General features: G+C 70.1%; 12 protein-coding genes. 9 read left to right on the top strand and 3 right to left on the bottom strand.

Features of this window, described 5'->3' with window-relative positions; all coding sequences use genetic code 11:
• Nucleotides 1-278, bottom strand: a 278-nt coding sequence (locus tag ACWDX9_RS26715; RefSeq protein ID WP_449958484.1) for a helix-turn-helix domain-containing protein, incomplete at its 3' end; no start/stop codon positions are given.
• Nucleotides 279-365: 87 nt separating this feature from the next.
• Nucleotides 366-1,217 (bottom strand): NAD-dependent epimerase/dehydratase family protein, encoded by an 852-nt coding sequence (locus tag ACWDX9_RS26710; RefSeq protein ID WP_449958481.1) that lies wholly within the window; start codon nt 1,215-1,217, stop codon nt 366-368.
• A gap of 505 nt (nt 1,218-1,722) precedes the next feature.
• On the opposite strand from ACWDX9_RS26710, the gene ACWDX9_RS26705 reads away from it, so the two are divergent.
• Together ACWDX9_RS26705 and ACWDX9_RS26700 are read left to right on the top strand one after the other, a co-directional pair.
• Nucleotides 1,723-4,503 carry a carbohydrate-binding protein gene (locus tag ACWDX9_RS26705; RefSeq protein ID WP_449958478.1) on the top strand — a complete coding sequence of 927 codons (2,781 nt, stop codon included), beginning with the start codon at nt 1,723-1,725 and terminating at the stop codon, nt 4,501-4,503.
• A 6-nt stretch (nt 4,504-4,509) separates the two neighbouring features.
• Nucleotides 4,510-7,107 carry a ThuA domain-containing protein gene (locus tag ACWDX9_RS26700; RefSeq protein WP_449958475.1) on the top strand — a complete coding sequence of 866 codons (2,598 nt, stop codon included), beginning with the start codon at nt 4,510-4,512 and terminating at the stop codon, nt 7,105-7,107.
• A 49-nt stretch (nt 7,108-7,156) separates the two neighbouring features.
• Here ACWDX9_RS26700 and ACWDX9_RS26695 read toward each other — a convergent pair whose 3' ends face one another.
• Nucleotides 7,157-7,831: a GntR family transcriptional regulator gene (locus ACWDX9_RS26695; RefSeq protein WP_363964424.1), complete on the bottom strand. Its 675-nt coding sequence runs from the start codon at nt 7,829-7,831 to the stop codon at nt 7,157-7,159.
• Between the two features lie 122 nt (nt 7,832-7,953).
• Between ACWDX9_RS26695 and ACWDX9_RS26690 the strand changes: the two genes are divergently transcribed.
• From ACWDX9_RS26690 to ACWDX9_RS26660, 7 genes are all read left to right on the top strand, one after another.
• Nucleotides 7,954-9,012 (top strand): sugar ABC transporter substrate-binding protein, encoded by a 1,059-nt coding sequence (locus tag ACWDX9_RS26690; RefSeq protein ID WP_449958472.1) that lies wholly within the window; start codon nt 7,954-7,956, stop codon nt 9,010-9,012.
• Between the two features lie 27 nt (nt 9,013-9,039).
• Nucleotides 9,040-10,125: a mandelate racemase/muconate lactonizing enzyme family protein gene (locus ACWDX9_RS26685; RefSeq protein ID WP_449958470.1), complete on the top strand. Its 1,086-nt coding sequence runs from the start codon at nt 9,040-9,042 to the stop codon at nt 10,123-10,125.
• Entirely contained in the window at nt 10,122-11,183 is a 1,062-nt protein-coding gene (locus ACWDX9_RS26680; protein ID WP_449958467.1) for an ABC transporter permease, read from the top strand. The genes ACWDX9_RS26685 and ACWDX9_RS26680 overlap by 4 nt, the downstream gene beginning before the upstream one ends.
• Nucleotides 11,180-12,178: an ABC transporter permease gene (locus tag ACWDX9_RS26675; protein WP_449958464.1), complete on the top strand. Its 999-nt coding sequence runs from the start codon at nt 11,180-11,182 to the stop codon at nt 12,176-12,178. The genes ACWDX9_RS26680 and ACWDX9_RS26675 overlap by 4 nt, the downstream gene beginning before the upstream one ends.
• Complete coding sequence (locus ACWDX9_RS26670; protein ID WP_449958462.1) at nt 12,175-13,704, top strand: sugar ABC transporter ATP-binding protein; 1,530 nt, start codon at nt 12,175-12,177, stop codon at nt 13,702-13,704. Before ACWDX9_RS26675 ends, ACWDX9_RS26670 begins: the two co-directional genes overlap by 4 nt.
• 506 nt (nt 13,705-14,210) lie before the next feature.
• Complete coding sequence (locus tag ACWDX9_RS26665; RefSeq protein ID WP_449958459.1) at nt 14,211-14,573, top strand: nuclear transport factor 2 family protein; 363 nt, start codon at nt 14,211-14,213, stop codon at nt 14,571-14,573.
• Nucleotides 14,574-15,100: 527 nt separating this feature from the next.
• The gene (locus tag ACWDX9_RS26660; protein WP_449958456.1) at nt 15,101-15,745 is read left to right on the top strand and encodes a CAP domain-containing protein; all 645 of its coding nucleotides are present in this window, start codon (nt 15,101-15,103) and stop codon (nt 15,743-15,745) included.
• Nucleotides 15,746-15,872 lie beyond the last annotated feature (127 nt).

Genomic DNA, 15,872 nt, shown 5'->3' with positions numbered 1-15,872 from the left:
CGCAGCGCGACCAGCACCCGCCCGCCGGGCGGGCGCTGCCGCACGACCTCGGCGGGGTCGCCGGCCAGCAGCGGCTCGTGCTCGAAGAACAGCTGCTCCTTGGTGGGGAAGTGGTTGAACACGGTCTTGGCCGACACGTCGGCCGCCTCGGCGACCTCGTTGACCGTGACCGCGTCGAACCCCCGCAGGGCGAACAGGCGCAGCGCCGCGTCCGCCATGGCGCGCCGGGTCTCGGCCTTCTTCCGCTCACGGCGGCCCTGCGGCTGCTGGCTCAGCATGCGGTGATATTACATCGGCATAATCCTTTCAGCCGCTGAACTTTTACGTCAGGACGCCTCCCGCCGGCGTGAACCTCCCGGGCTCGTTCACGGCAGCACGTGCCTCGCGGTGAAGCCCAGCACCCGCTCGGCGGCGCGCAGGTCGACCGGAACGGCGCGGCCGGGCATCGGCGCCCGCCGCTCGCTGCCGGGGTGGAACGCGGCCAGCAGTTCCTCGGTCGGCTCGGACATCAGCGTGTCGGGCGCGGCGACGGTGAGCACGTGGTGGCCCTGGATCGGGCGCGTGACCGCCAGCCAGGCCGCCCGCGCGGCGTCCCGGACGTCCAGGTAGCACCACAACTCCCTGGCTCCGGCGGCCCGGTCGGCGGCCCACTCCTCCGCCGTGCGCCGGAGCTTGTCCTCCGGCCCGCCCAGCCGGGGGAAGCGCAGCGCGACGGTCGTCATCCCGTGCCGGCGGCTCATCATGGCCGCCGTGAGCTCGTCCGCCTGCTTGGACAGCCCGTACGGGTCCTCGACCTGCAACGGGACGTCCTCGTCGACGGGCACGTAGGCCGGGTGCAGCACCCGGTCCGCCCGGGCCGGCCCCAGGACCGACATGCTGCTGGCGATGGCGGCACGCCGCACGCCCGCACGCCCGGCCTCCTCCAGCACCACGAACGTGGCCCTGGTGTTACCGCAGAAGACCTCCTCCGGCGTGCCCAGCACGGGCGCGGGGAGCGCAGCGAGGTGGATCACGGCGTCCACGTCGTCCAGCGCCTTCCGCACGATCCCCGGATCGCCCGCGCTGCCCACCACCATGCGATCGAGCGGCAAGCCACCGGGACCGCGCAGGTCCAGGCCCGTCACCGCCACCTGATGGCGCGCGAGGAGATCGAGGGTGGCCCGGCCGACGCTTCCCGCCGCCCCCGTCACCAGCACCCGCCGTGGAAAGCCGGTCATGTACTCCCCAACATGCAAACCGATTTGTGAGACGCAGCATGACGGACGAGGCCAGGAGCGTCAAGGTGGGTATAGCGACTGTAAGTTTCGCGTCAAGGAAGCGGATTCCGCCCGCCTGGCCCGAGGACAGCACCCACTGCGGCGACTCCGAAGTCGGCGGTAAGGAGGCCCGCCGCAACTCTCCGTTCGGCGGCCAGGCGGACGTGGGGACGATTCAATGCCACGGAGCCGACCGGCGCAAGACGATGGAGCGCTCCAGGAGCAAAATTGCGGATAAATGTTGATTTTTTACGGATCTTCATCGCCATCAACCATTCACCGACCGAAATGACATCTCCTTGACAGCCACATTACGGCGCGGTAAGCATCTCTATTGAGCCCATTTGTCGGCAAATCTCACTGCCAAAACGTCAAGCGCAACCTGGGGCAGCACCCCCAGCCCTACCAGCAAAGCGCGGTCGGCGCGCGCCTTGCCTGACGTCCCCCCGGTCAGGAAAGGAAGCCCATGTCTGCGTGGTCGAGGCTGCTCGTCGCGGCGTCGCTGGTGCTCACCAGCGCGGCGGCGATGGACATCCCTCCCGGCGACTATCAGCAGGTCCAGCTGGCCCTCGGGCCGGCCGAGCTAGGCGAGGCCATGTCCCTCGCGGTCCTGCCCGACAGGTCGGTCCTGCACACCGCCCGCGACGGCACGGTCCGCCACACCGATGCCTCCGGCGCTACCAAAGTGGCGGGCAAGCTCGATGTCTACACCCACGACGAGGAGGGGTTACAGGGCATAGCCGTCGATCCCGGCTTCGCCGGCAACCGCCTCGTCTACCTGTACTACTCCCCCAAGCTGAGCACTCCCGCCGGGGACGCCCCCGTGACCGGCACCGAGGCCGACTTCGCGCCCTGGAAGGGCCACCTCAACCTGTCGCGCTTCACCCTCAAGGCCGACAACACCCTCGACCTGGCCAGCGAGAAGGTCGTGCTCGAGGTGCCCAACGACCGGGGCCAGTGCTGCCATGTCGGCGGCGACATCGACTTCGACGGCGCCGGCAACCTCTACCTCACCACCGGCGACGACACCAACCCCTTCGAGTCCAGCGGCTACTCCCCGCTCGACGAGCGCACCGACCGCAACCCGCAGTTCGACGCGCAGCGCTCCTCGGGCAACACCAACGACCTGCGCGGCAAGCTGCTGCGCATCAAGCCGCAACCGGACGGGACCTACACCGTCCCGGCGGGCAACCTCTTCCCGCCCGGCACCGCCAGGACCCGGCCCGAGATCTACGCCATGGGGTTCCGCAACCCCTTCCGCATGTCGGTGGACAAGCCGACGGGCACGGTCTACCTGGGCGACTACGGCCCGGACGCGGGCGCCGCCGACTCCAACCGGGGCCCCGGCGGCCAGGTGGAGTTCGACCGCATCACCGCCCCGGGTAATTACGGCTGGCCGTACTGCACCGGGACGAACACCACCGCCGAGACCTACAACGAGTACACCTTCCCCAGCGGCCCGGCCGGCGCCAGGTACGACTGCGCGGGCGGGCCCGCGAACAACTCCTTCCGCAACACCGGGCTCGCCACGCTGCCGGCGGCCAGACCGAGCTGGATCAAATACGGCGACGCCGGCGCGCCGCCCGAGTTCGGCGGCGGCTCCGAGTCGCCCATGGGCGGCGACGTCTACCGCTACGACGCGAGCTCGACGTCGACGGTCAAGTTCCCGCAGTCCCTCGACGGCCGCTACTTCGCCATGGAGTTCGGCCGCCAGTGGATCAAGGCGATCGAGGTCAAGAGCGACGGCGCACCCGGCGTGATCGAGGACTTCCCCTGGGACGGCACGCAGATCATCGACTCGGAGTTCGGCCCGGACGGCGCCCTGTACGTGCTGGACTACGGCACCGGCGGCGGCAACCAGGCGCTGTACCGGATCGAGTACCTCGCCGGCGCCAACCGCAACCCCGTGGCCAAGGCCGCGGCCGACAAGACCTCCGGACAGGCGCCGCTGACCGTGGCCTTCTCCTCGGCCGGCAGTTCCGACCCCGAGGGCGGCGCGCTCACCTACGCGTGGAACTTCGGCGACGGCGCCACCTCCACGCAGGCCAACCCGACCCACACCTACAGCGCCAGCGGCACCTTCCGGCCGACCCTGACCGTACGTGACCCGCAGGGCCTGACCGGGACCGCCAGCCTGGTGATCACGGTCGGCAACACCGCGCCCACCGTGACGTTGACCACCCCGGTCGACGGCCGGCTCTTCTCCTACGGCCAGGCCGTGCCCTTCAAGGTCACCGTCACCGACCCCGAGGACGGCACCGTGGACTGCGCCGGCGTCAAGGTGACGTACCTGGTGGGCCACGACAGCCACACCCATGCGATCACCTCCAAGAACGGCTGCGAGGGATCGATCACCATCCCGGCGGACGGCGAGCACGACGCGGCGGCCAACCTCTACGGCGTCTTCGACGCCGAGTACACCGACAAGGGCGGGCTGACCGGCCACGGCGTCCGCACGCTGCAGCCGGCGCACCGGCAGGCCGAGCACTTCGGCGCCCAGCAGGGCATCCAGGTCGCCAACCACGGCGGGGCGGAGGGCGGCGCGACCGTCGGCTTCACCGACAACGGCGACTGGATCTCCTTCGAGCCCTACCTGCTGGCCGGGGTCACCAGGGTGACCGCCCGGGTCTCCTCCGGCGGCCCCGGCGGCACGGTCGAGGTGCGGGCGGGCTCCTCGACCGGGACGCTCCTGGGCACCCTCACCGTGTCCAACACCGGAGGCTGGGACTCCTTCACCGACGTCTCCGCGGCTCTGAGCAACGGCCCCAGCGGCACGACAAAGCTGTTCCTGGTCTTCAAGGGCGTGTCGGGGCAGGGCAACCTGTTCGATGTGGACGCCTTCACCTTCACCACCGGAGCGCCGCCCGGCACCACGGTCGAGGGCGAGTCGTACACCTCCGGCTCCGGGGTGCAGATCGCGAACCACACACCCGCCAGCGGCGGCCAGACGCTCGGCTTCATCGAGAACGGCGACTGGGCAGGCTACTCCGGCGTCACCACCACAGGCGCCAAGACCTTCTCCGCCCGCGTCTCCTCCGCAGGAGCGGGCGGCACCATCCAGATCCGCTCGGGATCGGCCACCGGCACCCTGCTCGGCTCGGTCGCCGTGCCCACCACCGGAGGCTGGGAGACCTTCCAGAACGTCTCCACCACCCTGACCGGCACCGCCACCGGACCACTCTTCCTGGTCTTCACCGGCGGCAGCGGCTTCCTCTTCGACATCGACACCTTCACTATCACCAGGTAGGCGGCGATGATTCACAAACTCCTCGGCCTCGTACTCGTCGCGGCGAGCCTGACCGCCGCCCCCTCGGACCCGGCCTACCAGGTGCTGGTCTTCTCCAAGACCGCCGGCTTCCGCCATGACGCGATCCCGGCGGGCATCCAGGCCATCCGCGATCTCGGCGGCGGCAACAACTTCACCGTGACCGCCACCGAGGACGGCGGAGCCTTCACCGGCGCCAACCTCGCGGGTTACAAGGCCGTCGTCTTCCTCAACACCACCGGCGACGTGCTCAACGACACCCAGCAGGCCGCCTTCCAGTCCTACGTCGACTCCGGCGGCGGATACGTGGGCGTGCACGCCGCCGCCGACACCGAGTACGGCTGGCCGTACTACGAGAAGCTGGCCGGCGCCTACTTCAGGAGCCACCCCGCCATCCAGCAGGCCACCGTACGCACCGAGAACCGCGGGCACCCGGCGACCGCCCACCTCGGCCCCACCTGGACGCGTACCGACGAGTGGTACAACTACCGCACCAACCCGCGCCCCTCCGTACGCGTGCTGCAGAACCTCAACGAGAGCACCTACAGCGGCGGCGACATGGGCGACCACCCCATCACGTGGTGCCACCCGCAGAGCCAGGGGCGCGCCTTCTACACCGGGCTCGGCCACACCGTGGAGTCGTACGCCGATCCCGCCTTCCGTAACGTGCTCCTCGGCGGCATCCGGTACGCGGCCGGGGTCGCCAAGGCCGACTGCCGGCCGGAGACCGGCTACACCTCGCTGTACGACGGCTCCACCAGCGGCTGGTCCCAGGCCGGCCCGGGCAGCTTCGCCAACGCCGACGCCACCCTGACCTCGCAGGGCGGGATGGGGCTGCTGTGGCACAGCGCCAAGGAGTTCGGCTCGTACTCGCTGAAGCTGGACTGGAAGCTGACCGGCGACAGCAACTCCGGGATCTTCGTCGGCTTCCCCGCCTCGTCCGATCCGCAGTCGGCCATCGACAACGGCTACGAGGTGCAGATCGACGCCACCGACACCCCGGACCGCACGACCGGGGCGATCTACGGCTTCAAGGCCGCCGACCAGGCCGCGCGCGACGCCGCGCTGAACCCGCCCGGCGAGTGGAACACCTACGAGCTGCTGGTGGAGGGCGAGCGGCTGCAGGTCCTCCTGAACGGTGTGAAGATCAACGACTTCACCAACACCGACCCGCGGCGCTCGCTGCTCCAGGGGTACGTCGGCATCCAGAACCACGGCGCCTCGGACCAGGTGGCCTTCCGCAACATCCGGATCAAGGAACTGGGCGGGAGCAGCGTCACGGTCGAGGGCGAGTCGTACACCTCCGGCTCCGGGGTGCAGATCGCGAACCACACACCCGCCAGCGGCGGCCAGACACTCGGCTTCATCGAGAACGGCGACTGGGCAGGCTACTCCGGCGTCACCACCACAGGCGCCAAGACCTTCTCCGCCCGCGTCTCCTCCGCAGGAGCGGGCGGCACCATCCAGATCCGCTCGGGATCGGCCACCGGCACCCTGCTCGGATCGGTCACCGTACCCACCACCGGAGGCTGGGAGACCTTCCAGAACGTCTCCACCACCCTGACCGGCACCGCCACCGGACCACTCTTCCTGGTCTTCACCGGCGGCAGCGGCTTCCTGTTCGACGTCGACACCTTCACCCTGACGAGCGCGACGAACGGCGGCACGGCGCTGTCGGACAAGGTGCACGTCTTCTACTACCCCTGGTACGGCTCGCCGCAGGTCAGCGGCAGCTGGCGGCACTGGCCGCAGGGCGGGCACACCCCGCCCGACGACGTCGGCGCGGACCTGTACCCCGCGCTGAGCGCCTACGACTCCGGCGACTTCGCCGGCGTGGTGCCCCAGCACATGAAGTGGATCAAACAGGCCGGTGTCGGTGTGCTGGTGCTCAGCTGGTGGGGCCGCGGCAGCTATGAGGACAACCTCGCCAGAGGCATCATGGACGCCGCGGCGAAGGAAGGGCTCAAGGTGGCCTGGCACCTGGAGCCCTACTCCGGCCGCACCGCCGCCTCCACCGTGGAGGACATCCGCTACATCAACCAGACCTACGGCTCGCATCCGGCCTTCCGCAACGCCTTCTACGTCTTCGAGAGCCTGCGCATCACCGACTGGTCGGCCCTGAGCCAGGTCAACCAGAGCAACGTCATCCTCGCCCAGACCACCGACACCACGAAGATCGCGAACTTCAACGGCATGTACACCTACGACGCGATCGCCGGCGCCACGGCGCCCGGCTGGCAGCAGGCCGCGGACTACGCGCGCCAGCGCGGGCTGGTGTGGGCTCCGTCGGTGGGCCCTGGCTACATCGACGACCGCGCGGTGCCCGGCAACACCACGCCCACCCTCTCCAGGGACAACGGAGCCACCTACGACAAGGAGTGGTCCAACGCCCTCCAGACCAACCCCACCTGGGTGTCGATCACGTCCTTCAACGAGTGGCACGAGGGCAGCGTGATCGAGCCGGCGGTCGTGCGGACGGGGTACCAGAGCTTCGAGGGCGCCTACGGGCGCACCGGCGCCTCGGCTCAGACCGCCTATCTGGACCGCACCGCGTACTGGGTCAACCGGTTCGCGAACGCCGGCTGACGACCGGACCCCGCCCGCCGACCGGCCCGTGCCGGGCGGCGGGCGGGCTTCAGTCGAATGCCGTCAGTTGCCGCTCACGCGCCGCACTCAGGTGTCCTCGCGTCGCCGCCTCGGCCGCGTCCGGGTCCCCGGCCCCGATGGCCGCGGCGATGCGTTGATGCTCCTCGATCGTCGTGCCGGCGTGGGCGTAGGGGAAGTATCTCCGGTGCAGGTGAAGGTGGACATGCAGGCGCTCGAGGCCGTCGCGGAGCAGGGGGTTGCCCGACGCCTCGGCGATGAGATCGTGGAAGCGGGCGTCGTGGGCGGTGAAGGCCGCGTGCCAGCGCCAGCCTTCGGGGTCGTCCGGCTCCTGCGCGATCGACGTGGCCGCCTCCGCGATGATCGACTCGCGTTGCGCTGAGGTGGCCCGCTCGGCGGCCCACCGCGCGGTGGCGCACTCCAGCAGCAGCCGCATCTCGAACAGGTGGTTGAACTCGGCGCGCGTGAGCAGCGGGGTGACCGTGTAGCCCACGAGGGGGCGCTTGCGGACCAGCCCGTCGGACTCCAGGCGGGCCAGGGCCTCGCGAATCGGCGTCTGGGACACCTCGAGCTCGCGGGCCAGCGCGTCGATGTTGACGCGGTCGTCGGGCTGCATGCTGTGCTCGAGAATGCGCGCCCTGAGCACGTCGTAGACGTCGTCGCCGAGCGTCGACCGCCTGAGCCGGATCGGTTCGGTGGATGCCATCGGGCTCAATCCTCCCACGGAGTCGACGTGTCGCCGGAAGGTCAAGTCTTGACGTCCTGACGGACAGGAACTATACCTCCATGAAACATCCTATAGGATCTATGATCCTGAGAGGCGCTGTCATGAATCAACGATCACTGAACCGGCTCGGCGGGCTGGCCGCCGCCCTTGTGCTCGCCGTCACCGCCACCGCCGGTTGCACGAGGAAGAGCGACGACACGACGCCGGCCGGCGCGTCCACCCGGACGCCCGACCAGGTCAAGATCGCCCTGGTCCCCGGCGGGGCACATCCCTACTTCCAGCCGTGGAAGGACGCCGCCGCCAAGGCGAAGAGCGATCTCGGCGTCGGCGACGTCAGCTTCAACGAGACCTCCGACTGGGACCAGACCAAGCAGAACGACGTGCTGAAGTCCCTCGCCGCGCAGGGCTACAACGCCTTCGGCGTCTTCGGCGTCTCCCCGGAGAACATCAACGCCACCTTCGAGGACCTCAAGCGGCAGGGCTTCCCCGTCGCCTCGCTGGCGTCCTGCCCGGCCGGCGAGGTCGACAAGGCGGACTTCTGCCTGTCCACCGACGTGCAGCTGGCCGCCTACAAGGCGGCGCAGGCCGCGATCGAGGCCATGGGCGGTCAGGGCGACCTCGTGCACCTGACCGGCAACAAGGTGGATTCCAACACCCAGCGCCGCATCGCGGGGGTGCAGAAGGCGGTCGATGAGACCGGCGGGAAGGTCAAGCTCCTGCAGACCGTGACCGACGTGGACAAGGACCTGCAGACGGCGCAGAAGGCCGTCGCCGACCTCCTCGCCGCCAAGGGCGACCAGATCCAGGGCATCGTCAACACCGCCTACAACCCCGCGGTGGCCTCCGCGGAGGGCGTCGAGCGGGCCAAGCTGCCGATCAAGGTCGTCGCGATCGACGACGACAAGACCATCCTCGCCGGCCTCAGGGACGGCTCGGTCGCCGCGACTGTGCTGCAGAACCCGGTCGGCCAGGCGTCCGTCGGCTCGTACGCGCTGATGAAGCTCGCGGGCGGCTGCACGATGGCGCAACCGGGAGTGATCATCGACTCCGGTTCCTTCGTCGTGACCAAGGACGACATCGACACCTACGACACGAACCGCCAGGCGAAGACGGACGAGCTGAAGAAGGCGTTCGACAGCCAGTACCTGTCCTGCAAGTAGTCCGACGAGCCCCAGGAGGAGCCTCCCTTGCCCGCGATCACTCACGCCGAGGCATATCTTGTCGACCTGGAGGTCGAGACCGTACGCACGGACGCCGTCCAGTCGTTCATCAAGCAGGAGACCGTCTTCGTCGAGATCCGGACCGACGACGGCGGCACCGGCACCGGTTACACGTACACGATCGGCACCGGTGGCACCGCCGTGCTCGCCCTGCTGCGCGACTACCTGCTGCCCAGGCTGGCGGGCGCGGACGCCCGCCGGGTGGAGGCCGTGTGGCACGACCTGTTCGCCGCGACCCGGGCGACCACGGTCGGCGCGATCACCTCCTTGGCCCTCGCCGCCGTCGACACGGCCCTGTGGGACTGGCGGTGCCGCGACGCCGGCCAGCCGCTGTGGGTCCTCGCGGGTGGCGCGAAGGACCGCATCCCGCTGTACGACACCGAGGGCGGCTGGCTGCACCTCACCACCGAGGAGCTCATCGCCGGCGCCAAGGCCAGCAAGGCCGCGGGCTGGCCCGGTGTGAAGCTCAAGATCGGCCGCTCCCCCGTCGAGGACGCGGAACGGCTGGCCGCCGTCCGTGCGGCGGTCGGGCCCGGCTTCGACCTGATGCTCGACGCCAACCAGTCGCTCACCCCCGCGGAGGCCGTCAGGCGGGCCCGGCTGCTCGAACCGTCCGACCCCTACTGGTTCGAGGAGCCGCTGCCGGGCGATGACGTCGCCGGGCACCAGGCGCTGGCCGCGGCCTCCTCGATCCCCGTCGCGGTGGGCGAGTCGCTCTACTCCGTGGCGCAGTTCCGCGAGTACCTGCACCGGCAGGCGGCCGGCATCGTGCAGGTGGACGTGGCACGCATCGGCGGCATCACGCCGTGGCTCAAGGTCGCGCACCTGGCCGAGGCGTACAACGTGCCGGTTTGTCCGCATTTCCTCATGGAGCTGCACGTGAGCCTCTGCTGCGCGGTCCCGAACAGCCGCTACCTGGAGCACATCCCCCAGCTCAGGGCGATCACCCGGCAGGAGATCGGGATCGCCGACGGGCACGCTCTGGCGCCGGCCTCCCCCGGGCTCGGCATCGAGTGGGACCGCGACGCGATCGACGACCGGAGGGTCGCGTGAGCACGCGGACCGCGACACCGCCGGAGATCCCCGCGGCAGGTCCGCGCGAGCCGTCGGGGATGCCGCTCTGGGCGAATCCGCGCCTCGGGCTGCTCATCCTGTTGATCGCCCTGGTCGCGATCTTCACCGTGCTGCGGCCGGCGTTCATGGACACCACGCTCACGCTCGTGCCGCTGCAGTCGGACATCAGCGTGTACGCGGTGGTCGGCCTCTCCCAGCTGGCGGTCCTGTCGCTGGGGCACATGAACATGGCCGTCGGCCGGATGGCGGCGATGAGCGCGTTCGCCATGGGCCTCGCCTACGACCGGCTCGGCGTGTCGCTGCTCGTCGGCCTGGTGATCGGGCTGATCGTGGGCACGTCGCTCGGCGCGCTGGCCGGGCTGATCATCTCGCGTACCGGCGTCAACTCGTTCGTGGTCACGCTGGCGATGGACTTCGCCCTGGTGGGGCTCATCACCATCCTCTACACCAGGTTCACCGACGGCGTCGCCTTCAGCAGCCGGCCCGCCGGCATGGACGCGCTGCGCAACGACACGTTCGCCGACTACTGCATGGGCGACCTGTGCGGCCCGCACATCCCACTCGTCGCGCCACTCGCCCTCGTCGCGGTGCTGGCGGTGGGCCTGCTGTTCCGCTTCAGCAGGCCGGGCCGGGAGATCCTGATGACCGGCGCCAACGAGAAGGCGGCCGAGCTGTCCGGCATCCCCGTCCGGAGCCGGGTGGTGCAGGCCCACGCGCTCAGCGGGCTGCTGGCCGGGCTGGCCGGCTTCCTGCTCGCCGCGAACAACGGCGCGTTCTCGGCGCGCATCGGCGACGCGTTCCTGCTGCCGTCCTTCCTCGGCCCGGTGCTCGGCGGCACGCTGCTGGCCGGCGGCGCCGTCAGCGTGCTCGGCACGGTGCTGGGCGCGACGCTCACCCAGGTCATCTACAAGGGCCTGAACCTGCTGCAGTTCCAGCTCGACCAGCTCAATCTCTACATCGGCCTGGTGCTGCTCGGCGCGCTGTCGCTCGATCGGGTGCGCCACGTCGCCGCGGAACGAAGGAGGGCACGGGCATGAGCACCGGCACCACGACCGCCGTCCGCGCCGGGCTCGGCGGGCGGCTCAGGGATGTCACCGCCCGGCCGGAGTTCACCCTCGCGGTGCTCGCGGCCGCCGGTTTCGTCGCGCTCGCCGTCGCCACGGACGGCAACCTGCTCTCGCGCGGCACGCTGGACGCGTTCTTCCGCTTCCTCGCCGTCCCGATCGTCATCGGGCTCTCCCAGATGGTCGTGCTGGCCATCGGCCAGATGAACCTGTCGGTCGGCACGCTCACGGGCCTGTGCGCCATGGTCGCGGCGTGGCTCATGCTCGAAGCCGGCCTGCCCGCCCCGCTGGCCGTGCTGGGCGCGCTCGGGGTCGGTCTCGCCGCCGGCCTGGTCAACGGGCTGCTCGTCGTGTTCACCCGGATCAACGGGTTCATCGTGACCCTCGCCACCATGACGATCATCGAGGGGCTGCGGTACGGGATCAACGGCCCCGACACCTTCCAGGGGTACTCGCCATGGCTGCGCGGCCTCGGCACCGCCTCGATGCTCGGGCTGCCGGTCGTCCTCGTCCTCGCTCTGGTGGTGGCCGCCCTGGTGGCCCTGTTCTTCGGCCGCGCGGTCGTGGGCCGGCGGTTGCTGGCGACCGGCGGCAGCCCGTTCGCCGCGCGGCTTTCCGGCATCTCCAACGATCGGTCGATCGTCATCGCGCACGGGCTCAGCGGCCTGCTCGCCGGCGTCGCCGCCGTCATCACGGTCGCCGCCTCCGGCTCCGTCAACTCCAGCATCGGCGACGATCTGCTGCTGCAGAGCTTCGCCGCCCCGATCATCGGCGGGGTGGCGCTCGCCGGCGGGGTGGTCAGCGTCGCCGGCACCTGCCTCGCGGCGTTCCTGGTTCGGCTGGTGGACGTCATGCAGGCGCAGTTCGGCATCAACCCGCGCTGGATCGACCTGATCGTCGGCGCGGTCGTCCTCGGTGCGGTGCTGCTCGGCGCCGTACGCCAGAAGCTGTCGAAGGGGTCGTCATGATGCTCACCGCCGAGAACCTGGTGAAGACGTTCCCGGGAGTCCGCGCGCTGGACAGGGCCACCCTGCGGCTGGCCGCGGGCAGCGTGCACGCCCTGCTGGGCGAGAACGGCGCGGGCAAGAGCACGCTCATCAAGATCCTCACCGGTGTGCACCGGCCGGACGGCGGGCGGGTCGCGCTCGGTGACGCCGAGCTGCACCTGAACGGGCCACTCGACGCCCAGCGGGCCGGCATCGGCGTGGTGCACCAGGAGCGCAACCTGATCCCCGAGTTCTCCATCGCCGAGAACATCCTGCTCCACCACCTGCCGCGGCGCTTCGGCCTCGTCGACCGGGCGCGGATGCGTGCCGAGGCCCGCCGCTGCCTCGACCTGCTCGATCTGGACCTCGACCCGGGCACCCCGGTCTCCCGGCTTTCCGTGGCGCAGGCGCAGCTGGTCGAGATCGCCAAGGCGCTGAGCGTCGACAGCAAGGTGCTCCTGCTCGACGAGCCGACCGCGTCGCTCACCGGGGACGAGGCCGACCGGCTCTACGGGATCGTGCGCAAGCTGCGCGACAGCGGACACGCCGTCGTGCTGGTGAGCCACAAGCTGGAGGAGGTGTTCGCGGTCGCGGACACGGTCACCGTGCTGCGCGACGGGCGCAGCGTGGCCGAGGCCGAGCCGCTCGCCGGCTACACGCAGGACCAGATCGTCGACCTCATGGTCGGGCGGGCGTACTCCTCGGTCCGCCTCGCCGAGCGGCACGTCGACCCGGTCACGCCGCCGGCCCTGCGGCTGGACAAGGTGTGCACCGCGCGGGGCCACCGCGACGTCTCCCTGTCGGTGCGCCCGGGAGAGATCCTCGGACTGTACGGCCTGGTCGGGGCCGGCCGCAGCGAGCTGGCCAAGGCGCTGCTCGGGCTCGACCGGATCACGTCGGGAACCGTGGAGGTGCGGGGCCGTCCGGTGCGCATCCGCGACGTCGGCGAGGCGCTCCGCGGCCACCGCATCGGCTACGTGACCGAGAACCGCAAGGAAGAGGGCCTCTTCCTCGACCAGCCGATCACCCGCAACGTCGGCGTCACCGTGTGGCGGCGCCTGGCCAGGGCCGGGCTGGTCACCGATCGGGCGGAACGTCGCCTGGTGGCCCGGTACGTCGACCGGCTGGGCATCCGGATCTCGTCGCCGTCCCAGCTCGCGGGCCAGCTCTCCGGCGGCAACCAGCAGAAGGTGAGCCTCGCGAAGTGGCTCGCCGCCGAATGCGAGATTCTCATCGTGGACGAGCCGACGGTCGGCATCGACGTACGTACCAAGGCGGCGTTCCACGAGCTGATCGCCGAGCTGGCCGGAGCAGGGATGGCGCTGCTGCTGATCTCCTCGGACCTGCCGGAGATCGTCACTCTCGCCGATCGGATCGCGGTGATGAACGACTTCAGCCTCCGCGGCGAGCTGGTCAACGACCACGACTACGCCCGGATGAGCCAGGCGATCATCCGGTTGATCCACGCCGAACGGGTGCCCGAGGGGCAGGTGCATCAAGCCTCGTAGGACGACGCCCTCGCGTCTAGTTTTGTCGGCTATGGGGCGTCCGGGACCGAAGGTCGAGCCGCTGCATCTGACCCAGCCGCGCCGGCGTCGGGCCGTCCGTCCCCGACCAACCGAACGGCTCCACCGCTGCGCACCCGTCGCCGACGTGGCCGCCTCCCTCACCTCCACCGGTCACCATCGTGAAGTCGGAGACCGCCAGATTCAGCTCGGCGAAGCTCGGGCCGAGCCCGAGCCGCTCGGCCGGCCGCGCCACCGCCGCCTGGGGCACGGCAAGCCCGAGGCGGTCGGCCGGTCCACGACCCCGGCCAGGGTCAATGAACGCGACGTCCGCCGGGGGTCAGCGTGAAGATGGTCAGGCTGATGGGCCAGACCCGAGCCCTGCCCATCAGGGAATTTCGGCCCGAGCTACGGAGACTGGCCAGGTTGGTTTTGAGAGGGGGTTGCATCTTGCCCGTCGCCACGTAACGTCCCGAGCAGCGACCCTCGCCATGGGAGGAGAGATCGGCATGTCCGACGACGAGGCACAGCGCGTTTTCCAGGTGGTCGACTCGTTCGACCCCGGAAGGTTCGTGCAACTGCTGGCGGAGGACGCCAGGATGGTGTTCGGCAACGCCGAGCCCATGGTGGGACGCGACGCCATCGCAGAGGGGCTGCGGACATTCTTCGCGACCATCGCGGGCCTCGCGCACAGGCTCGTCAGAACGTGGCAGGTCGACGCCGACACCATTGCCGAGACCGAGGTGACATACCGGCGGCTCGACGGCAAGGACGTCAGCGTCGTGGCCGTGTCGATCTGGCATACCCGCGACGACGGTCTGATCTCGGACTACCGCGTCTTCGTCGACCTGGCGCCCGTCTATGCGGCGTAGAGCCACGTCTACTACGACGTCGGTACTGGTGAGGCCGCCCATCCGATCGCGGCCATGCTGATCCAGATGCCCGAGCCCGTGGCTCTGGACAGGTGGTCGGCGAGAGCTGCGGGCCGCACGGGGTCGTGTAGGGGATGACGAGCGTGGGCGCGTTGATCGCCAGCGACACCGTCGCGGTGATCGCGCCGAGCACCGGAAACCGTCGTGGTGCCCAGATGGCGAGCAACGCCAGCACAGCCGGCAGCACTTGGACGGTCCACAAGGCGCTGTCCCAGATCGCCGCGCGCAGCGGGGCCGGCTCGTACCGGACCGCTACGACAATGATCTCGAAAGGGACGCGCCCTGCTCGCCGTGGTGGGTCAGCCAGGATTGGCGATACTCGTGCAGATCCCGGCCTGTGCCCGACCCCGAAGGGCGGTGTGCTCGTAGCCGAGCGGTTTCACAGTCGCACAGCGTAGCGGCGACCATCCTCCTTTTGAGTATCCCTTACTCATGCGGCGCCGCGCGGTGCAAAGCACAGTCGAGACATGAGAGCCTTCCTCGCAGCGGCGCTGCTGGCCACCGGATTGGCGGCCACCGCCGCGCCCGCCCACGCACAGCGGGCCGACTGCGACTTCGCCGACAACCCCGTCCGCACCGAGCCCTGGTTCAAGAAGCACAAACCCGAGCTGACCGAAGGCCAGCGCAAGGCGGCGATCGTCCTCATGGAGGGCTTCGCGTCCAACGCCATCCGCTGCCTGGTCAACGCCGAGCGCGCCCGCGCCGGCGTCGCGCCCCTGGAGGACAGCTACCGCCTGTACAAGGCGGCCGACGAGCACGTACAGGCAGCCAGGCTGCTCAAGTGGTGGATCGACCGGCCGGAGGACCCGAAGAACAAGCAGTGGCACATCAACCCGGTGACGCACTCCGACGTCGGCGTCCGGGTCAGGGCGGCCGGCTACTGCCCGGCCGGCACCTGGCAGGTCAAGGAGAACGTCTTCTCGGGCTGGGACGGCACCGCAACGCCGCGCGCGGCCGTCCGCTGGTGGATGAACAGCGACGAGCACCGAGCCGCCATTCTCGACCCGGCCATGAAGCAGACCGGCATCTCGGTCAGGTACGGCAAGGCCCGCCCGGGCCTGCTCACCGACGTGGCCATGCTCACGACAGAGGTGTTCGGCTCCTGTCGTTGAGGTTGGGCATCAGGCCGGCGTTCGCCTGCACGCACAGCATCAGGGCGTCGGTCGCCGCCTGATTCCTCGTGCGTTCCAGGCCACCTGCCACCACGGCCCGACCGCACCCCCGCCTCGACGCCCGCCG

The sequence above is a fragment of the Nonomuraea sp. NPDC003201 genome (assembly GCF_053590415.1).
The sequence above is the reverse complement of the archived record's forward strand: the minus strand, read 5'-3'. Positions and strand labels throughout refer to the sequence as shown.